Source organism: Brevibacillus panacihumi W25 (assembly GCF_000503775.1).
In the GTDB taxonomy this organism is placed as follows: Bacteria; Bacillota; Bacilli; order Brevibacillales; family Brevibacillaceae; genus Brevibacillus; species Brevibacillus panacihumi_A.
Map to the genome: position 1 here is coordinate 45,949 of NZ_KI629786.1, position 20,932 is coordinate 66,880.

The window sequence follows — 20,932 nt, forward strand, 5'->3', positions numbered from 1 at the left end:
ATTTCAGGAAAATTCTCCACCCATTCCCGAAGAAAGAATGGGTGGAGACAGCGTTTCTTATTTGGCGTTGGATACATTCCACAAAATCAAGCCGTCCAGCCACGTCATGCCTTCCACCGATTTTTGTGAGGAAGAGATGGAATTGCCATCCCCAATCTTGACTACAGGGACGTACTCGTAGAACCACTTCTGTATGTCATCGTAGACTGACATGGCTTTTTCCAGATTGGGCGCTCCTCTGAATTTCACCAGAAGCTCATCCAGCTCGGGACTGTCGGTCCACCCGGGGAAATCCTTTCTCATAAACGCAAGGGAGCTGGGCTCGGGTTTGGGCGTATTGGTGATGACGAGGATATCGAATTTGCTTTCATCATTTCTCAGCTCAGTGAAAGTAGGCCAGTCATACACTTCCAGCTTTGATTTGACCCCCAGGTTCTTTAATTGCTGTTGGAAGGCGACTGCCCCGTTGTACATATCTTCATAGTCGCGGCTCGTCATGATGACGACTTCTTCGCCTTTGTAGCCCGCTTCGCCGAGCAATTGCTTCGCCTTTTCGGGATTATTCTGATTATAGGATTCACGGCCATTCTCACTGGACCACTGACCGATCTGGTAGTACATCATCATATTGTGGTTAAGCTCGTAATATTTTTCTTGCGTGTAGGCTGCGATCAGGATGGATTCCGCATCGATGCCCGCTGCGATTGCCTGACGCGCCTTCTCATTGGCGAACAATCCTTTTTTCTTGTTAAAGTACAAGTTCAGCATACCGGTAGGAGCGACATCCACCTTGATCTCAGGATTGCTTTCCAACTGCTGGACACTGTCGTAGGAGACATCAGCCGCGATGTCGAATTCCCCGGAGAGAAGTCCTGCAACCTGCGTCGACGAATCAGGAGTAAAAATAAAGTAGATATCGTCAACCCGCGCCTCTCTCTTTCCAGCCAAGCCATCCGCCGCTTCACTTCTGGCCTGGTAATCCGCGTATTTGGTCAGGTGAATTTGCTGATCCTGTTTCCATTCCTTGAATTGGAATGGTCCAGTCCCGACATATTCCTTGACGCCTTTTGGATCTGCCTGATCGATCAGTTCTTTGGGCATAATTGCCGGGTAATTTCCCCCGCCGTATGCGAGGATTGCCATCGCTGTGGCGGTAGGCTGTTTCAGGGTAAGAACGGCAGTCTGAGCATCCTTGACCTCAAAAACAGCCCCAGTGAAGTGATCCTTCCCGGCACTGGATATCTGGATCCACCGATTCATGGATGCCGCCACATCGTCAGCGGTCATTTCTTTGCCGTTATGAAAGCGGACTCCCTGGCGCAGCCGGAAGGTAATCGTTGTTCCATCCTCGCTCTGCTCCCATGACTCTGCCAGCATGGGTTGGACGTGGTACTTGGAATCAGAGGTCACCAGCGTCTCAAATACGTTGCGCCCGATTGTGGCCGAAGCCTGCGAGGTAGTCACATGCGGGTCGAGAGTCGGTGGTTGTGCCTGGTAGGCGATCTTCAATTCTCCCCCTGAAACTGCTTGTGGTTCCTTAGCGGGTTCTGGTTGGGTTTGCCCCTGACCAGGCGGTTGAGCCCCTTCATTTTGTCCTGTCTGAGCCGTCTGTGCCCCGCATCCAGCCAATGATGCCGCTACAATCCAAATAGCCAATGTTCTGACAATACGAGATGCCTTCATTTTGTCTACCCCCTTTATCATTGCTTTTTAGATTCCGCTATGCCTGGGAAAAGGTATAGCGTTTGTATTCGTATTGATTGGGAGGACCGAGTGCTACCCACAGATTCCCTTCCCCGGGTTCTGCGATGACCGAAGCAAACGTGATGATGTCTGCTCCCTTGTCTCCCGGAGACTGTACTCTCTCATCACCCGCAACCTGGCACAAGCAGTGGGGAAATGTTTCCCGATCCCGCAAGATGTCCTGCATCACCGTAGTATTCAACTTGCCGTGGTGCTCCTTCAACAAGCTCAGCATCCGCTCCAGCCTGATCCGCGAATTCTCCAGCTCTACGCCCCGCAATCGCTCCTCAGCCAGCAAACTCTCTGCGGTGTAATGATTGGAATGAGCCAGCAGACCGTTTTCGGGGAAAATCAGGGCATCCCGGGTTGGCGTATTCTCGAAGTCTACAGCTCCCCCGTATTTGTCCAACAGAATCAGGTTGCGCGAAGATGCACGCTCTACTTGGCGGATCAGCTCGACTGCCTCTCCGACTGTGTCTTTGGAAAGCGCCAGCCGGGACAACATATAACGAGGAAGGCCTGCGCGCCAGCCGTCACAGGTTAGAAAGTTGGCGAAAGCCCCTAGGCCCCTCTGATTGATCCCGACATAAGAAATCTGCCCCGCAGGGGTTAGCATAAGCGTGGCCGGTCCACGATCCGGAACACACTCCACCACCACTCCCAGCTCGGAATAAAAGGCCGGCAGATCGCAGTTCTGTCCAATCAACGGAATCCCATTGGACGTCGCCTCCGCCAATACGGCAAAGGTCGTGCACTCATTGTTGGCTTTGGCATCATGATTGATCTCCGCCCTGACCTGCAACAGATAGGCTTCCGCGATCGAAATTCCGGCACCTTCTGCTACTCCCTGCACCTCTTCATCAAAGAATTCTGCATACTTCTGGACATAGGGACGGTACTTCATGACAGCGCTTTCCAATTTTTCAGCCGTCATTTGATAGCGGCTATTCAAGCGATCCAGCGCATAGTCACGATGCTTTAGAATCAGTTCCGAGCAAGCTTCTCCAAACTGCTGACCGATTTGGCGATAGGTCCCGCTAAATCGATAGAAAGGAAATGATTGTGTCGATCGTTTTGTGTTTTGCTGCGACATCCGATTTTCTCCTTACTCTTTTATTTCTGTTTTTTCAGGAACGTGGTTTTCTCCCCTCGACTCCTTTCCAGCTTGTGTGCCTATTGTTGAAATATTCCGTACAATGAACGTACCACGCGGTTACTCTTCAAGTAAATTTCATATTTTTTGTCTGTTTCTTTAAAAAATTTGAAGATAGCCTCATCCTCTTCCAAACACGAAAAGATGCAGCACGATATCGCACTGCATCTTTCAAATGAGTTACTTATCATTCATAAAATCAAGGGCCAGCAAATGAGCCACAAATTTATTCACAATCGCCAACTGGGTGGTTGATTCCCTGTAAAGCATCCACGTCTTCAGCGTTACAGGTTCACCGCTTTTTGTCACAAGCTCGTATGCATGCAAGGGATCGTCAGGGTATAGAAAAATCTGCGGGATGATTGCATAGCCCAGGTCATTCATTACCATTTCCTTACATATTTCAAACGTATCAACCTGCATGGTAATGAGAGGGGGAGCGGTAAACCTCTCATACCACCAGTTGTTGATCTCCTCGCTGAAATCCGAGCTGTTTTTATAGTTGATCCGCGGGATATTGGGCAAATCGTCCAGGTTGATTTTATTTTTTGAAATGATGAAGATGTTTTCTTCTTTTAGCAAATACTTTTGTTCTGACCACGTATATTTGCCTCTGACGATCCCGACGTGTATCTCCTCATTGCGTATCCATTCGTATATTTCGTCACTGATCCCCGTCTTGACATTGATTTCGACCCTGGGATACAGGCTGACAAACTCTTTAAGGATGGGGGGAAGCTTGTAATGGGCTATCACCCTGGATACTCCGAGCCTTAAGGTGCCTTGGGCTTCATTTGCCATATTCAACATGTAATCTTTCGCCTTGCGCAGCTCTGTACTTGCCTTTTGGGCATATTGATACAAGTATTTTCCTTCTGGAGTAAATTCGATTTTTTTCCCGCTTCGGGCAAGTATGGGTACTCCGAATTCTTTCTCCAACTGCTGCAGTCGATAGGTTAAAGCCGGTGGGGTAATATAGAGAAGCTCGGCAGCTTTGGTCAGGTTCTGCGCTTCCGCTATATATTTCAGCAGAAGATAGTCCTTCTCATTCATGCTTATCCCCCGATTTCGCCTGCGATTCGGCCAGGAATAAAAAACTCCTGTTCTACTTGCTCCGCAGATAATGGTCTGCTGAAATAGTATCCCTGAATTTCCTGACAGTCATTTTCTGTGAGGACATCCAGTTGATCCTTCGTTTCGATTCCTTCTGCAATGACGTCCAATTTCAGATGCTGGGCCATCGAGATGATCGCGGCCACAATCGCTTTGTCACTGCTGTTTTGTGTAATGTCCATAATGAAGGAACGATCAATTTTTAATTTGTGTATCGGGAATTTCTTCAGATAGCTCAACGAACTATAGCCTGTTCCGAAGTCATCCAAACTGATGCGAATCCCGATCTTATTCAATTCCTGCAGAATCGCGATTGATACAGCAGGGTCCATCATCATGCTCTCAGTGATTTCCAGCTCCAGGTAATTGGGTGCCAGCTTTGTCTCCTCCAGGATGTTTTTGATATACATCACCAGATTTGGCTGATGGAACTGCTGTGATGACAGGTTGACCGATATCGGAATCAAAGGCCCCCCCTCATCATGCCATAGCTTCATCTGACGGCAAGCTTCCTTCAATACCCACGTCCCGATCTCAAAAATCAACCCTGTCTCCTCCGCTATGGGAATAAACAAGCCGGGAGACATCAAGCCTTTCTTCGGATGATTCCATCTGACCAAAGCCTCCACACCGATCATCTGATTGCTCTCAGCATGAAATTGCGGCTGGTAATGCAGCTCCAGCTCATTGCGTTCTATTGCTTTTCGCAGATCACTTTCGATTTCGATATGGTCCAATAACTGAAGATCCAGGTCAGGCGAGTAAAACTGGTGGCCATTTTTCCCCTGACGCTTCACCTGATACATAGCAGTATCGGCCTTTTTCAGCAAGTCTACAGAATCCTTGCCATGAATCGGGAATAATGCCGTACCAATACTGGCAGATATGTAGAAATCATTGTCTTTCAAATGAAACGGCTGCTTGAGTGCTTCCATGATCTGCTGCGCCAACTCCGCTGCCTCAGCCCCGTCCGCTCCCGTTTTGGAAAAACACCGTAAATTCGTCTCCACCCATTCGGGCTACAGTCGCTTGGGAAGCCTCCGCGCATCGGACGATCCGGTCGCTTACCCCTTGCAAGAACAAGTCTCCGTAGGTATGTCCCAGTGAATCATTAATCATTTTGAACCGGTCTATATCCAAAACCATGACGGCAAAGATCGTTGTTTCTCCCTTGTTTTCCTCTATGGTGCGATTCAACAACTCATAAAATTTTCTGCGATTAGGCAGTCCTGTTAGCTCGTCATGATCGGCCTGGTGCTTGATGATGGTCTTGACCCGGTTTTCCTCTGTAATATCCTTAATAAAAAGATGATTCCCGACGACCTCGCCCTGGATCGTAACAGGTACATTGATCACACTTAACTCCACTTTTTCCCCGCCTGGGCGGATAAGAGTCGTCTCGAAATTTTTGGCCGTCTGCCCAAAGGATTGATTGTACCAGTCTGCCGTATTCTCTCTTACATCTTCGGCAAGAATCGTACTAATTTTGGAAATAGGCTGCTGAAGAAAGTCCTCTGCCCGCAATCCTCCTATTTTGAGGATCGCTGGATTCATGTTTAGAATCACCCCAGAGGTATTGATCGAGATAATGCCGTACTCGTTGTTTTCATATAACGAGTGATACCAGCTTTCATTCTCCTCAATTCTCGAATCTTTTTGAGAAAGCCGTTTATTGATGAAAACGCCAAACAACGTCAAACCCAGCAGAAAAAACGTAGCTACGACAATAATATAAGCCAGCGAATCGGTACCCATCTGCATCTCTTGGCTGTCCGTCATGTGCGGACTATGAAAATGGGCAGCTACCATTCCCGTGTAATGCATGCCCGCGATAGCCGCTCCCATAATCAGAGAGCTTCCCAATTTATACAGATACACGAATCGCGATTGATCCCGATTCACATAGAACAGGAGCCACAGTGCGGCAAAGGATGCTGTGCCCGCGATTACGATGGAAAGAATCACATAGTACGGATCGTAGGTAATCTCGACATTCATCGCTTCCATACCGGTGTAGTGCATACCGGATATACCGGCAGCCATACATAACCCGGCGATGAAAATCTGCCTAACCTCCAGCGTATTTCTCGTTACTGTGAGCAAAGCAATGGCTGACACAAGTATGGCAAAAATAACAGACAAAATAACTAGGCCAATATCGTAAACAACCTTGACCGGGAGGGTGAGCGCCAGCATTCCCACGAAATGCATCGACCAGATTCCCAACCCCATCGACATCGCCCCGAAAACCAACCAAAGCAGCCTATTCTTCCCTTTGCTGTTATTCACCCTGCCAGCGAGATCGAGTGCAGAATACGAAGCGGCTACCGCAATGAGATAGGATAGGATGACCAAAAAATAATCATACGTTCCGTGCAAGGTATGATCCATGTTTGTTGCACCTAGCTTTCCTTTGACTCAGCTTGAGTTTTGACATGACAAATTCATTAAAATCAAGCATACTGAACGTCTTGGATATCTGCAATCATTTTCCACTATTTCAACAACCATGAAAAAGACAGAGGTTGGGTAGATGCATCATACCTACCCTTCCCCTGTCCATCTGATGCTCGTTCGTTATGATTCTTTCAATGCCGGTTTTCCCGCTTCGATCAGTACTTTATTTCGGCCTAAAAAGACGGCTAATATGATGATGAAAATTCCTGTTCCTACAAGTAGCCATTCGATTTTGATCATATCTGCGATCGGACCGAAAATAAGCATTCCAATTGGCATCATGGAGGTTGAAATCATCCCCATTACTCCAAAGACTCTTCCTAAAAAATCTTCTTCGATCTTTTCCTGCAAAATAACTGTGGTCGGCGTATTGAAAATTGGCATGGCAACCCCGAATAAAGCCATGAAGACCAAATAAATCCAAAAGACCGGAACGATACCGAGTGCGATTGTACAGGCCCCCATGATCAGACTCGCGAATGTCATCGTTTTCACTTTATTTTGGAAGCCTCCCCAAGCCGCAATCATTCCTCCGCCTGCCATCATGCCAATTGAAAAGGCGATTTCTATAGCAGTTAGTCTCCACAAGTCATCACCAAAGCTTCGTGCAACCTGCAGGGGTGTCAAAAATGCGGCAGGTGCCATCAATACAAAGAAGAATGCAAAGAATAGGAAGAACTTTTTCAGAAAATCATGGTTATTGACATATTGTAAACCTTCTTTAAAGTCACGGAAGTAGCTCGTAGTCTGTTTTTCCGCAGCCTTCTCATGTACAGAGATTTTTACAAAAGCAAGCAGTGTGACAATCGCAATTGCTGCAGTAATGACATCAATGAAAAAAATAATTTCAATCGAGGTCATTGCGAATAGAGCTGCACTGGCCATGGGAGATACGAACATGATAACAGCTTGAATGCTCCCATTGGCTCCGTTCACCTTTGTCAGCTTATCCTTCGGAACAATTTGCGGCAAAATCGCACCGACGGCAGGCGTCTGTATCCCTGTCCCAAAGGCACGAATCGCTGCCATTACAAAAAGCAGCCAAATCGCATCAAATCCCATTAAGAAGAGAATGGCAAGAATCAACGTAGCGATTGCAATGAGGCCGTCAGCTATTATAATCAGCATTTTGCGATTGTATCGATCCGCCCAAACCCCAGCAACCGGAGATAAAAGAAAAGTCGGAATGAAACCGCAAATGATATACAATGTCATCATCACGCCAGATTCCGTCGTTAGGGTTATGTACCACATGATGGCATATTGAACCAGGGACGATCCAAAAAGAGATATCGTCTGGCTGCTTAAAAAGAGAACAATATTCTTTACCCAATTCTCCTTCCGATCATCATTCCCTGTGTTCAATGGCTAACAACCCTCCCGCTTCTATTTGAAAGATTTCAACCACGACAGCAAGGCCCAACGCCTTTCCGTCCGGCGTTTATAAGAAGGCAATCCACGATATACTTCTACCGCCTCCCGGTAAGACGCCTTGGCTTTCTCCTTTTGCTGCAAGGCAAGGTACAGCTCTCCCAGCTTGTAGTACACCTCGCATGAAGACATGTTCATCCGTGCCAGCTCTTCCAAACAGGCAAGGGCCTTTTCCTGTTGATTCTGTTTGGCATAGGCCTCCCCCATGACGAGATAGGGTTCCCCGTATTTGACCCGCGGATTGGCTTTCAGCGCCTGGTCGATTAATGGCAAGCCATCTTCCATCCGGCCCACCTTTAAAAGGCATATTCCCTTGTCGCACAAATATTCCGGTGCATCCTGCATCACCGTTGAGATTTCCTCCAGATACGGGAGAGCCTCCTTATACTGGTGTTTCTCCATATGCAAACGTGCGATCTCCAGCTTGCTATTCGTGTCATGCGGGTTCAGGCGAAGCTGGTTCTGCAGATTGCTAAGCCGTCTCCATCTGCGATAGGGTTTGGTGATGTCAGGAAGCAATCGGACAAATCGAAGATCCAATACGTACAACAGCAGCAGAATAATGAGCATGGCGACAAAAGGATTTCCCGTCAGCCACCACAAGATTGAGAATATGAACACTTTCCCCAATAGTTTTCCCTCAATTCTTTTCTTTCTACATTTCCCTCCTTACTATAAAAGCCTTTTCTAGAAATGGTCAAATTTTGTTATGATGGATCATTCCTTGTCAACGGGTGCGGCAATTCCATCATGGTAAAAATCAAAATACAGCTTCCCGTTTGAAGACTTCACGGCATAAAATACATCCTCTATTTTTTTCCCCTTTTTTCTGATATGAGATAGTAGCCAATCCTTTGAAATCCCGTTTTCACTTATATTTTTTTCAAGGATTTTGCCATCCATGATCAATTCAACCGGAAAGATGGATTTTGAAGAACGAAGCTTCAGATCCTTTCTTGTCACATTCAGGTACTCCTCTTTCTTTTTTACAGAAAGCCGTCCGTTCGTCTCCAGAACGACATAGTCAACTTGTGAAATGTCAAAAATGTCCTTTTGCCTCAGCGACTGATTGAGTGAATCTAGCGTAAATTTAAGCTTTCTCATGTTGTCATCTAATATTTTTCCATGTTCAATAAGGACGGTAGGACTGCCGGAAATCCATTTTCGGGCAATGGTGCTCTTTAAAGATAGCCAAGACAATCCAACAGAAGTTAACGATAAAATAACCAGACATAGGATCAGGTACTTGACAGGGACCTTTTCATTAAAAGCTAAGTTGGCAGCAATGGCACCCATTGTTATGGCTGTCGCGAAGTCATGAAATGTCATATTGGAAACGGTTTGTTTCCCATGAAATTTTGCTATCAGTAGAAGTATAAGTAATGCTGAGACTGTCCTCAGAATAATCTCCATGTACAGGTGCATGAAACATCCTCCCTTCACAGAGAGTATTTCCAATAAGTGGTGGAATATATCGCAGCAAAAAACGCAAAACCGCCTAAGTGGCGCGATTTGCGTTTCCTATGGTTCCAGCACGGAAGTAATTGCATTACGACAACCTATTTTCTAGTATCTCTACAAATTTTTTCGATGCTGGCGATAGAGATACACTTTTTAAAAAGCACACACCAATACTTCTCTTTGGTATCTCCTCCATTAATGGAACTTCATATAATAACCCTGCATCCAGGTACTCGCGGGAAAACTCTCTCGTCACACAGGCTACTCCCAAATTGATTTTTGCAAACTCCAACAATAATTCGTGTGATCCCAATTCAAAATCCGGCGATATTTTGATCCCTTTCGACCAAATGTAATCTTCGACATACTTTCGGGAATTCGATTTTGATTCAAGGAAGATTAATGGCAGCTTTACTACCTGCTCCAGGCTGACAGGTCCAGAAAATATGTCCTTAAATTTTTCCCCGTAAACAAAAATATCTTGAATATCAATGCATGGTATAAGCTCGAATCCAGGGTCTTCAAGGGGAAAATTACAAATCCCAATATCCACGCCGCCTGATTTTATGAGGGCGCAAATCTCAAGCGTTGTACCATTCACGATCTTGAACTTAATATGGGGATACCGATTATGAAATTCCTCTAGATAGGGAAGCAAAAAATAACGGGATATCGTATCGCCAACACCTATTTTCAACTCACCCGTCGTCAAATTTTTCAGTTCCAGCAGCTTTTCTTCTCCGACTCGAATAAAATTCACGGCGGAATTCGCATATTCAAATAACAGCCTGCCTTCGTCTGTTAGAAAAACTCCTTTTGAGGTTCTTGTAAACAGTCGAGTATCTAACTCTCTCTCCAATTGCATGATGGCTTGGCTAACAGCTGGTTGCGTCATGTAAAGATCATGAGCCGCTTTGGAGAAGCTTTTTCGATTCGCTACCGTACAGAACACTTTATATAAATCTAATTTGCTCAATGCATAAGCACCCCTTATATCAATTATTTGATATATTAATTTCACTTATATCATTAGTTCGGTGTATAGTACAAATAGAAAGGCAATTCTTGCACTTTACCATAAAAGCCCTAAGGAGCGATTTATTTTGGAAAGAGTGGTTGGAACAGTAGTCAGAGGCCTTCGTTGCCCAATCATAAATCAAGGGGACAGCATTGAGGAAATTGTTGTCGACAGTGTGTTAAAAGCTTCCGAAGTTGAAGGCTTCCCTATACAAGACAGAGATATCATTACGGTAACAGAATCTATCGTTGCTCGCGCTCAAGGCAACTACGCGACGATTGATCATATTGCGAAAGACGTCAGCTCCAAATTCGGCGATGAAACGATTGGGGTTATTTTTCCGATCCTAAGTCGCAATCGTTTTGCCATTTGTCTTCGCGGTATTGCAAAAGGGGCGAAAAAAATTGTTCTCATGCTCAGCTATCCATCTGACGAGGTTGGGAATCACCTAGTGGATCTCGACATTCTTGATGAAAAAGGAGTTAATCCTTGGACTGATGTTTTGACCGAGCAACAATTCCGTGAGCTTTTTGGTTATCAGAAGCATACCTTTACCGGCATTGATTATATCGATTACTATAAATCGCTGATTGAAGAATACGGTGTCGAATGCGAAGTCATTTTCTCGAATCATCCAAAGACCATTTTGACGTACACCAAACATGTGCTGACTTGTGATATTCATTCGAGATTCCGAACAAAGAAAATCTTGAAAGAAAATGGCGGAGATAACATTTATAGCCTGGACGACATCCTGACAGCGCCGATTGAAGGCAGCGGATGCAATGAAGCGTACGGGCTGTTGGGATCCAATAAATCGACAGAAAATAGTGTGAAACTATTCCCGCGCAATTGCCAACCCATCGTGGATAACATCCAGCGCATGATGAAAGAAAAAACAGGCAAGCATGTGGAAGTAATGATTTATGGGGATGGAGCTTTCAAAGACCCTGTCGGCAAAATTTGGGAGCTTGCAGATCCAGTTGTGTCGCCCGCTTACACAGCAGGACTTGATGGCACACCGAATGAAGTGAAGTTAAAATATCTCGCTGATAATAACTTCGCTGATTTGAAAGGCGAAGAGCTGAAGCAAGCGATCTCTCAATATATTAGCAATAAGGATTCGAACCTAGTAGGGGCCATGGAAGCACAAGGCACTACACCTAGGAAATTGACGGACCTGATCGGCTCACTATCTGATCTGACTTCCGGAAGCGGCGATAAAGGCACACCGATTGTCTATATTCAGGGTTATTTTGACAACTATACGCATTAAACAGAATAACCAGCAAGACGAAACAGCGGCAGCCTGGGACGGAATCAAGTCCTAGACTACCGCTGTTTTCTGTTACGACTCCCCGTTAAGCAAACATAAAGTCTATGCAAAAGAATGGGAGTAATGATTTCTCTCATGTTGAAGCAGCCATTCTTTTCTCCATAGGCCCCCTGCATAACCGGTTAATTTCCCATTTGAACCGATTACTCTGTGACAAGGAATGACAATGCTTAACTTGTTTTTCACGTTTGCACTCCCTACCGCTCTGATCGCTTTTTCATTTCCAATGGAAACCGCAATATCCCGATAGGACTCCGTATTGGCGTACGGTATTTTTAAGCAAGGTATTCCATACTGTATTTTGAAAGTCAGTTCCGTCGAATTGATAGAGGAAGGTAAATGCATGGCGATCGCCTGTAAAGTATTCGTCAAGTTGGTGATAGCATTCTATCAAAACCGGAGGAGTTTCAGCTTGCAAAACATTCACCATTTTATTCTTTTCAGAAAACAAAATAGAACGGATAGCTTTGTGGTCACCGATGATTTCTATCACGCCAATGGGCGATTCATAATCTAATTTATATATTTTCATATGATAGCTCCCCTCAAGTTACCTTTCGATATTCACTAGGCGAACAGTTTTTTATGCTTCGGAACACTTTATAAAAGTTGGATGGACTCTGAAATCCCACCTCATAACAGATCTCAAGGTTCGTCAGCGATGAGCATTTTAGAAGATGAGCTGCTTTATCGATACGTATTTTTTCTAAATAAGTCCGTGGAGTCTCCGAGGTCTCTTGTTTAAATAAGCGTTCCAAATAAAAGGGGCTTAAACCGACTTGATCTGCAATATCTTGTAATGTCACATGTTGTTTATAATGATTGACTAAAAATGTAATGATATTTTTAACAACCCCAACATTCGGGGAATGCTCCACTTCCGGCTGACATCTTTTGCAAGCACGAAAACCAGCTTTTTCAACCTCATTGATGTCGTGGTAAAAATCCACATTGGCTTTTTTGGGCTTCCTTGATCTGCAGGAAGGACGGCAGTAGATTTTGGTTGTTTTGACTGCCGTAAAAAATAGCCCATCATATTTACGATCACAAGCGATGATTTTCTCCCACATCTCTTCAAATGAAAGATTCATACTAGTCACCATGTAACTCCACGATCCTTTCTGCACTATCTCTCGTTCTCATACAAATGGGAGGTATCCATTAGCCTTACTAATTCCTGTGCATTCTTTTCGATATAAGCAATCACTTTATCAGACAGAGCATTTCCAAAACTAAAACGTCTTACACCAAGTTCTTTAAGCTTATGACAATTCGTTAGTCCAGGTAATGATAATACATTTAGTGGAGCACTAATTTTCATTGCAATATCTCTAATTTCATCATGGTCGATCAGACCGGGAACAAAGATCCCGCTAGCACCACTCTCAACATACGCCATTGCCCGTTCTACTGTTTCCATGAAAGGGTTTTGCCTTTGAAAATAAGTATCTGTTCTGGCATTGATGTAAAAACCTGTATAACCATGATGATCTAACGCAGCTCTCATGTTCTCCAGGAGTTTGCAATGCTGTGAAATCTCTCTTAATCCACTTGATGTTTTCAATGAATCTTCAATATTGATACCAGCAACCCCGACATCTGCTGTCTTCAACACATGATCAATGATTTTGTTTATGTCTTCACTATACCCTGCCTCGATGTCAGCGGAAACGGGAACCTTCACATTCTCTGTTATCGTTTTGATGATTCCCAAATGCCTGTCAAAATCAATCAATTCACCATCTGCGAGTCCTAGCGAGTTTGCGATTCCCCAGCTTGTTGTACCAATTGCTTTGAATCCTGCCTTTTCGAGTGTCAAAGCAGAAAGCAAATCCCATGCGTTTCCTAAAAATAACAGCTCCTTTGCCGTATGCATCTCATTGAATTGTTGAATCTTATTCACTTTATTTCCTCCCGTTGTTTGTTTGTTGGACCCATTTTAACAAGGAAGCGACCTATCATTCGTCTCCATTCTTGCTCTTATGGTCTGTCTAAGTCGATGGCATAGAGGCTTGAACTCACCCCATTATTAGCACCGAAAAAACAAGAATGACCGAAAGCACCTTGGTGCCATCGGCCATTACAATCTGAGAAAGGAGCTGCCCGAAAGCAACCCCCCGACTACTCATTACCCCTGCTTCGATGCAAAATCCTCCGCTGCCACGCATAAATAATACGCTAACCCTGTCTGCTGAGCTTCGAGCATATTTCTGTGAAACTCATCCTGTACAAAGAATCTAGCCTGGGCGGCAAAGTCCTTTGCTGTTGTCATGTGTCCTTGGCTGTTTAGTGACACGATGTGTTGCGTAATGAGATGTTCTACTTTTGGATCATCGTGCTTGATACCTTCCTTCAATGTCTGAGCCATTCCATCCATAAAATGCTTGGCTTCCTGAGCGGCTTCATTCATGGCATCAACATCAATCGAATTCTCCTCCATCAAGTCATACGCATACTTTTCCTTCAAATACTCATTCTGCCGTGACAAAGCTTCCTTCCACTCTTGCTCACTTTGGAATCCGCTAAACATCTTGTTTGTATCCATCCTTACCCCTTTCTCGGTACACCGGATCGACTCGTCAATCGTCTGTATCAAGCGCTCCATTCTGCTCCTATTCGCTTGCAGAAGTTGCTTTTGACTTGACAAAATCGACAATCGTTCTGGTTCTCCGTCCAAAAGTTGTTTAATTTGTTTGAGGGGAAAGTCCAGCTCACGGTAGAACAAAATCTGTTGTAGACGCTCCAGCTCTTCTTCTCCGTACAGACGATAACCTGCATCGCTCACACTATGCGGCAACAAAAGACCAATCCTGTGATAATGATGCAATGTTTTTACCGTCACCTTTGCTAAATCGGATAGCTCCTTTACCGTATAGAGCACTTCCCTTCACCTCGCTTCCGATTCTAAAGGCTCCTGTAAGGTCAGAGTCAAGCAACTCGTCATCCCATTATTCTTGTATGACCCATTGCGGATTCCATACCACTTCCCACAAGTGACCATCCGGGTCTTGAAAGTAACCAGCATATCCACCCCAAAAAGTGTCATGGGGCGGTACGGTAATCGTCGCACCAGCATTCTTTGCCAGCTCCATGACCTGATCAACCTCTACTTTCGTTTCCACATTGTGACCAATGCTACATTCAGTATGGCTCGATGCGGTCAGTGGAAGCTTCGCGTCATGTGCCAGATCTTTGCGATTATCTTAAGTAACCTCCATTATTGATATCGAATGTCGCACCCGTATAATGCTTCGATTTATCCGACAGCAAAAAGACAACGGTATCGGCAACATCTTCAGGCAATACAGGCGTATCGATAAGCTGATGGCTGAGATACTCTTTTTTTCTCCATTCCGGTATGGAATCCATCATGGATGTGTTCACCATCGTGGGAGCGACAGCATTTACCCGAATGTAAGGCGAGAAATTCATGGCAGAGCTTTTTGTTAAGCCCAGTATGGCAGCTTTCGATGATCCATAAATGGCATCTGAGCTCCCTTCCTGACCAGACACGGAGGACAGATTCACGATTACTCCCTTGCGCTGGCTATGAAACAATTTCTTGCCAAACATTTGAGAGAAGTAGATATAACCCTTGACGTTGATATCGAGGACTTTATCGATTTCATCTTCTTGATAGTCCAGTATATGTTTGGCCAAATAAATTCCTGCATTATTAACCAAACCGTCTACGTCGGAATGCTCTGTTTCTACATAAGCGAAAAACGCAGCGACTTCTTCATACTTCCTTACATCCATCGGATAGGTATCTAGCACAGTGCTGTCATTCAATGATTCTTTCAAAACAAGCAAGGCTTGTTCATTAAGATCGCACGCAATGACTGAAGCTCCTTCTTGCAAGCATTGATTCACAATTGCTTTTCCGATGCCAGAAGCCGCACCTGTGACGATTACTTTTCTATTGCTTAGCATGTAAAAACTCCTCTCACATCATGAATGCTAAGAAGTACTTTTCTTGTGCTGGCTGATCTCGTCCAGAAAGGACTGCATCGTGCTCGTGATGACGGTATCCCTTCTTCGTATGAAAACCGTGGACACAGTCTGATAAGGTTCTGGTACCCGATGAAGATGAATCATCCCGCTTTCAGCTAGATGTCTCACCGCTGATTTCGGCATAATGGTGATCCCTATTCCTGCAGCAACTCCGCCGATGATCGTGTCAAACGTTCCGAACTCCATCACCTTCCTCGGAATCAATCCCGCAAGCTTCATCCAGCCCTCCAGCCGCTCGCGATACCCGCACCCTTTGTGATACAGGAGCAACGCTTTATCTGTCATGTCATCAACGGCGAAGGAGCTGCTTTTAGTGACGAGCACAAGCTCTTCTTGGAAAACCTTCACTTGTTCAATCAGTGGATGGTTGATTGGGCCTGTGACGAACGCTCCGTCCAGCCCCACATCCAGTACCTCCTGAAGCAAATGCTCTGTTACTCCTGCCTTAAGCGATAAATCCACTTGCGGATACTGACTGCAATAAGAGGATAAGAGGTCGGGAAGCGCATGGATCGTCTCCACCATCCCAATCGCCAAAACCCCGGAAGGCGTGGAGGTTTGATTGAAATAACGATGCATGTCTTCCACTTTCACCAGTATATCCCGTGAGAATTCCAGAAGTCTCCTCCCTTCTGCATTCAACGTCATCCCTCGCTTGTTACGATAAAACAAGGGCGTCCCCAGCTCCTTTTCCAGCAGTTTGATTCTTGCCGTCACGTTGGATTGCACGTAACTCAGCTCGGACGCCGCCTTGCTCACGCTGCCTAGCGTAGCCACCATTTGGAAAATCCTCAAATCGTTCAGCTCCACTTTTTCCCTCTCCTCATGCTTCCTCCCCAATGGAGTTCTTTCGATGTAACTATCACTAAAAATGATACAATACCTGATTTTCAATCATTATACTATCTTGTTTCCATCCCTTATGATCTTAGAGGAATCAAGATTGAAAGGGAGAGCTTCACCATGAAAAACAAACCAATCATCACAGGATCAATCTTATGCATGATCGCCAGCGTGTCGTGGGGAGCGATGTTTCCCGTCGCCCACATCGCCCTGCAGCAGATCGATCCATTTTATTTCTCGTTTCTTCGCTATTTCTTCGTTACTGTCATTCTGTGCGGCCTGCTTTGGATCAAGGAGGGATTTTCTGCCTTTCGCTTGGAGGGGCGGGTGAAGGCTCTGGTGTTCTTTGGAACAATGGCATTTACGGTCTACAACATGGGGGTCTTCCTGGGGCAGCATCTCATGGGCGAGGCAGGCACCATCGCTGCATCCATCATGGAAGTGCTTATGCCCATGATCTCCATCCTCCTTTTATCAGTCACCACCAAAAAGCTTCCGCCCTCTTATACATGGACCAGCATCGCCATTGCCTTGGTTGGGGCATTGCTCGTGATTACGAAAGGGAGCCTGGCTTTTTTCGCCACGGCAAGCGAGCAGGTTTTCCCGTTGCTGCTGATTTTCGCCGGTGTGGTAGGTTGGGTTGTCTACTCTCTCGGCGGAGGACATTTTAGCAATTGGTCTACACTGCGATATTCGACCTTGACATGCTTATTGGGAACTGCGGTTTCTTTCGTCATTGTTACGATCGGATCTCTCTTTCAATGGATTCCCGTCCCTAGCTGGGAGAGCATGATGTCCGTCAAATACGAAATGGCCTTCATGGTGCTTTTTCCTGGGTTGGCCGCCCTTTTGAGCTGGAATGCCGGTATTAAAGCCCTGACTCCGTTAAACGGCATTTTATTTATCAACCTGGTCCCTATTACCACTTTGATTATGATGTCTTTTCAAGGCTACGAGATCAGCATGTTTGAGTGTTACGGCACCTTGCTCGTCATTTTTGCTTTGATCCGAAACAATCATTTTCAGAGAAAACAGCTTGGACACCGCGCAGCTGCACGAGAAAAAGGCAAGAGGTCCATCTCTTCCATTCCGTATTGACCTTCTCGTCGCGTGAAGCTTTATGATGAGAAAAAACGTTGGAGGTAATCACGTTGGACAAAGAACAATTGCAGCAGATTTATTTACAAGAAGAATACTATTGGGGGAAAGAGCCAAACAAGTTGCCACAGAAAGTATTGGAATACATCCCAAATGAGCAAATCCAAGGGAAAAAGGCGATTGATTTGGGGGCAGGAGAAGGAAGAGACAGTGTTTTCTTGGCCAAGCAAGGTTTTGATATGACGGCAATGGATTTTGCTCCTGCTGGCCTCGCTAAAGCTGAAAGATTAGCAGAGGAAATGGGTACGACGATCAGAACCGTCGAAGGCGATATAAACCATTTTGTTTTCCCCCATCCTGTTGACTTGGTTTATTCCATTGGAACATTACAATATATTCATCCAAGCAATAGAGCGCAGCAGTTCAAGCATTTTAAAGAGAACACCTTGCCTGGCGGTCTGAATGTTTTATTCGCGTTCTCTGAACATCCCGACATCGCGCTCGCCCCGGACTGGGGGAAAAATGAGTATCTCTATCAAAGAAATGAATTGCAAGGCTATTATGCAGATTGGAAGACACTATTCACGGAAGAATTCATATTCGATTGCTATTCAAGCGGCGTTCCCCATCGTCATGCTTCAAGAATACTGATTGCCAAGAAGCCGTCTTAAAAAAACTCCTCGCTTCAACTCCCCGTCCTTCTGGCAGGGACTCCCTCAGACGAGGCCACCATCGTATTTCCTCTTACGATGGCCGGTCTTGTTAATGAAAAGACGGCACATAGCAAGGAGATTATGACAATGACACTCCCAAACCAGGCTGTACTGGAAACCGTACCAGTCTGGTTTAACACGATCCCGCCAATTGCCGATCCAAGCGAAATACCGATTTGCAAGGCGGAATTATTAAAGCTTTGCTGAATATCGGACGTAGCAGGGTCGGTTTGAATCAAATAACTTTGTTGCGGTGGTGCCAGACCCCAGCTCAATGCACCCCACGCCATCATCATCGGTATGAATAGGAATAGGGAAAAAGTCGTAAAGGGCAATAAGCCTAATACAATAGCAAATGCACTAATCACGATGATAATGCTTTTACGAGCGCCAATCCAATCCGAAAGTGTTCCGCCCAATGCCCCACCACATACAGCTGCAATACCAAATACAAAGTAGCAGATACTGACCCACTGGGAATCCAGATGAAGATTCGTTTCTAAAAACGGCGTGAAGTAGGCATAAAGCGTATAATGTCCCGCTAGCATAAACATGGTAGCAAGATGGGCACTACCCAATTTTGCACTGCCTACTGCTTTTACTTGCTGTGAAAGCGGAATCGTTTTTTCCCCAGGAATGCGCTCCAAAAAAAGTGAAATCAGCACCATGGACCCGATTGATAACACAGCGATTCCCAGGAATATGACGCGCCACCCAAATGCATTGGAAATCAGGATTCCGAGTGGAACACCTAACACAAGTGACGAACTGATTCCCATATAAATAAGCCCTAAAGCCTTTGCCCGGTGAGCAGGAGCAACTATTTTCGCAGCAATCGTCAAGGACAGTACGACGATCAAGGCCGTACTTGTTGCGGTCAGCACCCTTGCGATCATCATAAAGGTAAAGTTCGGACTGAAATAGGTCATGATATTGCCGAGAAAAAAAACGAACAGGGAAGCAAGATATACGTTCTTGCGTTCCAATTTGCTAGTTAATATGAGCAAAACTGGCCCGGCAATAGCGTACACAAGAGCAAACACTGAAATCAACTGTCCGGCAGCGCTTAGTGATATGTGATAATCGTCAGCTATCGTCGGCAATATCCCACCTACGACCAACTCTACCAATCCAACTGCTACGGTCGATAAGGCTAATATGAAAACCTTCACATTCATAATCTGTTTTTCATCCTTTCGTGTTGATTGAAAATAAAAAAATCCTAATTACAAAAAATGAATCAATCATTTTCTGTAATCAGGATTTTTATGGTTCCTGGTAGAGACCCTCAAGCCATATTCTCGAGGTTATACAGGTACGTATTCTGTTTAATAGTGTTGATCTTACTACACTTCATTTTACCTTTCAAGAGTAAAATCCCTCCACCGAGATTTCAACCAGCTACAAAGCTCTCCTTTTTTCATATACTTTTAATCTCCTGTTTCCTTAAATTTTTTCATACGCGCTTCAATTCCAGCAGAGTACACATTCCACGCGTCACCCAAATATTTCTTTCCCCACGCTTCGGCCATTTGGCTTCGGCAAGAATTGCCCGTGCATAAAAAGTAAATCGTTTTTTTGTTTTCCATGATAGGTTCACCCTCTCCGCTTTCATTAAAGTTGTGTGTTGGCAAAATACTTCCGCTTGAACCACAATGCGACATGAACCAAAGCAATCATCACGGGGACTTCCATCAAAGGACCGACGATAGCTGCAAAGGCGGCACCGGAGTGAATTCCAAAGACACCAACTGCCACAGCGATGGCCAACTCAAAGTTATTACTCCCCGCTGTAAACGCAAGGGTCGTCGTAACCGGATAATTGGCGCCTATCTTCCTGCCCATGAAGAAAGAAACGAAGAACATCAAGATGAAATAGAGAAGAAGTGGAATCGCGATGCGAACGACATCTAATGGTATGCTTACGATATTGTCTCCTTGTATGGAGAACATAACGACAATCGTAAAGAGCAATGCAATCAGTGTGATCGGGCTGATTTTGGGGATAAACACTTTCTCATCCAAAGGGGTAAGAAACGATCGAGAAATTATAGTTGTTTCATGAAGTACCCCCCTTGTCTTGTCTAACAGCACGATTGGCTTGCTACTGTATGTGACGCTGTGCAGCAAGATGTGGCTTCAATTTTATGCATGTCGCTGTCGGACTTGGTGTAGAAGAATTCCCACTCATTACCGTCTGGATCTGTAACCCAAAACTTATCTTGTACGGCATAACAACATGTCGTATCTATCTCTTCACGTGCGAAAAAACCTTCTTTTTCTAGCCTCTCCTTATGAACAATGATGTCCTCTGCACTTGCAACCTGGAATCCAAAGTGGCTGACTTGATTCCCACGAACTTCGTCCCGAACATTTAATGTAAAGTTAAGCCCAGGGGTCTCCAGCAGGAACTTCGCATAATCTGTCTTTACCTTCACAGGCTCTACTCCGAATACCTTCTGATAAAAATCAACTGACTTCTCCAGGTTCGTAACGTTAATCCCAACGTGAACATATTTCATTTCGTATTCCTCCCTTAAAGTGAGTACTGT

General features: G+C 45.1%; 20 protein-coding genes, 3 pseudogenes and 1 riboswitch. Of the genes and pseudogenes, 3 read left to right on the top strand and 20 right to left on the bottom strand.

The features are described 5' to 3' along the window. Positions 1-57: 57 nt before the first annotated feature. From T458_RS49710 to T458_RS49745, 9 genes are all read right to left on the bottom strand, one after another. Positions 58-1,683, bottom strand: a complete 1,626-nt coding sequence (locus T458_RS49710) for an ABC transporter substrate-binding protein (RefSeq protein WP_023558623.1) — start codon at positions 1,681-1,683, stop codon at positions 58-60. 37 nt (positions 1,684-1,720) lie between these two features. Beyond that, positions 1,721-2,836 (bottom strand): C45 family autoproteolytic acyltransferase/hydrolase, encoded by a 1,116-nt coding sequence (locus T458_RS49715; protein WP_023558624.1) that lies wholly within the window; start codon positions 2,834-2,836, stop codon positions 1,721-1,723. Positions 2,837-3,076: 240 nt separating this feature from the next. Continuing rightward, on the bottom strand, positions 3,077-3,949 hold the full coding sequence (locus T458_RS49720) for a LysR family transcriptional regulator (protein WP_023558625.1): 873 nt from the start codon (positions 3,947-3,949) through the stop codon (positions 3,077-3,079). Between the two features lie 2 nt (positions 3,950-3,951). Then, entirely contained in the window at positions 3,952-5,019 is a 1,068-nt protein-coding gene (locus T458_RS57670) for a putative bifunctional diguanylate cyclase/phosphodiesterase (protein ID WP_023558626.1), read from the bottom strand. Then, entirely contained in the window at positions 4,970-6,400 is a 1,431-nt protein-coding gene (locus tag T458_RS57675) for an MHYT domain-containing protein (protein ID WP_023558627.1), read from the bottom strand. The genes T458_RS57670 and T458_RS57675 overlap by 50 nt, the downstream gene beginning before the upstream one ends. 186 nt (positions 6,401-6,586) lie before the next feature. Next, entirely contained in the window at positions 6,587-7,831 is a 1,245-nt protein-coding gene (locus tag T458_RS49730; protein WP_023558628.1) for an MFS transporter, read from the bottom strand. 21 nt (positions 7,832-7,852) lie between these two features. Beyond that, complete coding sequence (locus T458_RS49735; protein ID WP_354702695.1) at positions 7,853-8,518, bottom strand: tetratricopeptide repeat protein; 666 nt, start codon at positions 8,516-8,518, stop codon at positions 7,853-7,855. Positions 8,519-8,614: 96 nt separating this feature from the next. Further along, positions 8,615-9,322, bottom strand: coding sequence for a DUF421 domain-containing protein (locus T458_RS49740; RefSeq protein ID WP_023558630.1), 708 nt, complete (start codon positions 9,320-9,322; stop codon positions 8,615-8,617). Between the two features lie 124 nt (positions 9,323-9,446). Further along, complete coding sequence (locus T458_RS49745) at positions 9,447-10,334, bottom strand: LysR family transcriptional regulator (protein ID WP_023558631.1); 888 nt, start codon at positions 10,332-10,334, stop codon at positions 9,447-9,449. A 127-nt stretch (positions 10,335-10,461) separates the two neighbouring features. Between T458_RS49745 and T458_RS49750 the strand changes: the two genes are divergently transcribed. After that, complete coding sequence (locus tag T458_RS49750; RefSeq protein WP_023558632.1) at positions 10,462-11,652, top strand: coenzyme F420-0:L-glutamate ligase; 1,191 nt, start codon at positions 10,462-10,464, stop codon at positions 11,650-11,652. A gap of 102 nt (positions 11,653-11,754) precedes the next feature. Here T458_RS49750 and T458_RS49755 read toward each other — a convergent pair. The 7 genes and pseudogenes from T458_RS49755 to T458_RS49780 form a co-directional block, all read right to left on the bottom strand. Beyond that, positions 11,755-12,244, bottom strand: a pseudogene (locus tag T458_RS49755) (methylated-DNA--[protein]-cysteine S-methyltransferase). 13 nt (positions 12,245-12,257) lie between these two features. Further along, positions 12,258-12,815 carry a bifunctional transcriptional activator/DNA repair enzyme AdaA gene (locus tag T458_RS49760; RefSeq protein WP_031306152.1) on the bottom strand — a complete coding sequence of 186 codons (558 nt, stop codon included), beginning with the start codon at positions 12,813-12,815 and terminating at the stop codon, positions 12,258-12,260. Positions 12,816-12,838: 23 nt separating this feature from the next. Beyond that, entirely contained in the window at positions 12,839-13,615 is a 777-nt protein-coding gene (locus tag T458_RS49765; RefSeq protein ID WP_023558634.1) for an isocitrate lyase/PEP mutase family protein, read from the bottom strand. Positions 13,616-13,840: 225 nt separating this feature from the next. After that, entirely contained in the window at positions 13,841-14,593 is a 753-nt protein-coding gene (locus tag T458_RS49770; RefSeq protein ID WP_023558635.1) for a MerR family transcriptional regulator, read from the bottom strand. Positions 14,594-14,660: 67 nt separating this feature from the next. Then, positions 14,661-14,912, bottom strand: a pseudogene (locus T458_RS56660) (VOC family protein); the annotation flags it as partial. Beyond that, positions 14,911-15,645, bottom strand: a complete 735-nt coding sequence (locus T458_RS49775; protein WP_023558637.1) for an SDR family NAD(P)-dependent oxidoreductase — start codon at positions 15,643-15,645, stop codon at positions 14,911-14,913. The pseudogene T458_RS56660 and the gene T458_RS49775, both read right to left, overlap by 2 nt. Positions 15,646-15,672: 27 nt before the next feature. After that, the gene (locus tag T458_RS49780; protein ID WP_023558638.1) at positions 15,673-16,536 is read right to left on the bottom strand and encodes a LysR family transcriptional regulator; all 864 of its coding nucleotides are present in this window, start codon (positions 16,534-16,536) and stop codon (positions 15,673-15,675) included. Between the two features lie 153 nt (positions 16,537-16,689). On the opposite strand from T458_RS49780, the gene T458_RS49785 reads away from it, so the two are divergent. After that, positions 16,690-17,667 (top strand): DMT family transporter, encoded by a 978-nt coding sequence (locus T458_RS49785; protein ID WP_023558639.1) that lies wholly within the window; start codon positions 16,690-16,692, stop codon positions 17,665-17,667. 53 nt (positions 17,668-17,720) lie between these two features. Beyond that, complete coding sequence (locus T458_RS49790; RefSeq protein WP_023558640.1) at positions 17,721-18,338, top strand: methyltransferase domain-containing protein; 618 nt, start codon at positions 17,721-17,723, stop codon at positions 18,336-18,338. A gap of 14 nt (positions 18,339-18,352) precedes the next feature. On the opposite strand, the gene T458_RS49795 is transcribed toward T458_RS49790, so the two are convergent. The 4 genes and pseudogenes from T458_RS49795 to T458_RS49810 all read right to left on the bottom strand — a co-directional run bounded on the left by T458_RS49795 (position 18,353) and on the right by T458_RS49810 (position 20,902). After that, a complete protein-coding gene (locus tag T458_RS49795; RefSeq protein WP_023558641.1) occupies positions 18,353-19,558 on the bottom strand; it encodes an MFS transporter in 1,206 nt (401 codons plus the stop codon). Positions 19,559-19,614: 56 nt separating this feature from the next. Next, a riboswitch (purine riboswitch) is annotated at positions 19,615-19,715 on the bottom strand. Between the two features lie 128 nt (positions 19,716-19,843). Then, a pseudogene (locus T458_RS56665) lies at positions 19,844-19,969 on the bottom strand (arsenate reductase); the annotation flags it as partial. A gap of 25 nt (positions 19,970-19,994) precedes the next feature. Further along, complete coding sequence (locus tag T458_RS49805; protein ID WP_023558643.1) at positions 19,995-20,474, bottom strand: arsenic resistance protein; 480 nt, start codon at positions 20,472-20,474, stop codon at positions 19,995-19,997. Then, positions 20,465-20,902: an ArsI/CadI family heavy metal resistance metalloenzyme gene (locus T458_RS49810; protein WP_023558644.1), complete on the bottom strand. Its 438-nt coding sequence runs from the start codon at positions 20,900-20,902 to the stop codon at positions 20,465-20,467. The genes T458_RS49805 and T458_RS49810 overlap by 10 nt, the downstream gene beginning before the upstream one ends. Positions 20,903-20,932: the final 30 nt, after the last annotated feature.

Excerpts from the sequence above, each read along its gene's own strand:
- T458_RS49710 (WP_023558623.1), bottom strand. The coding sequence starts at position 1,683 with ATGAAGGCATCTCGTATTGTCAGAACATTGGCTATTTGGATTGTAGCG.
- T458_RS49715 (WP_023558624.1), bottom strand. The coding sequence starts at position 2,836 with ATGTCGCAGCAAAACACAAAACGATCGACACAATCATTTCCTTTCTAT.
- T458_RS49720 (WP_023558625.1), bottom strand. The coding sequence starts at position 3,949 with ATGAATGAGAAGGACTATCTTCTGCTGAAATATATAGCGGAAGCGCAG.
- T458_RS57675 (WP_023558627.1), bottom strand. The coding sequence starts at position 6,400 with ATGGATCATACCTTGCACGGAACGTATGATTATTTTTTGGTCATCCTA.
- T458_RS49740 (WP_023558630.1), bottom strand. The coding sequence starts at position 9,322 with ATGCACCTGTACATGGAGATTATTCTGAGGACAGTCTCAGCATTACTT.
- T458_RS49760 (WP_031306152.1), bottom strand. The coding sequence starts at position 12,815 with ATGGTGACTAGTATGAATCTTTCATTTGAAGAGATGTGGGAGAAAATC.
- T458_RS49775 (WP_023558637.1), bottom strand. The coding sequence starts at position 15,645 with ATGCTAAGCAATAGAAAAGTAATCGTCACAGGTGCGGCTTCTGGCATC.
- T458_RS49785 (WP_023558639.1), top strand. The coding sequence starts at position 16,690 with ATGAAAAACAAACCAATCATCACAGGATCAATCTTATGCATGATCGCC.
- T458_RS49795 (WP_023558641.1), bottom strand. The coding sequence starts at position 19,558 with ATGAATGTGAAGGTTTTCATATTAGCCTTATCGACCGTAGCAGTTGGA.
- T458_RS49810 (WP_023558644.1), bottom strand. The coding sequence starts at position 20,902 with ATGAAATATGTTCACGTTGGGATTAACGTTACGAACCTGGAGAAGTCA.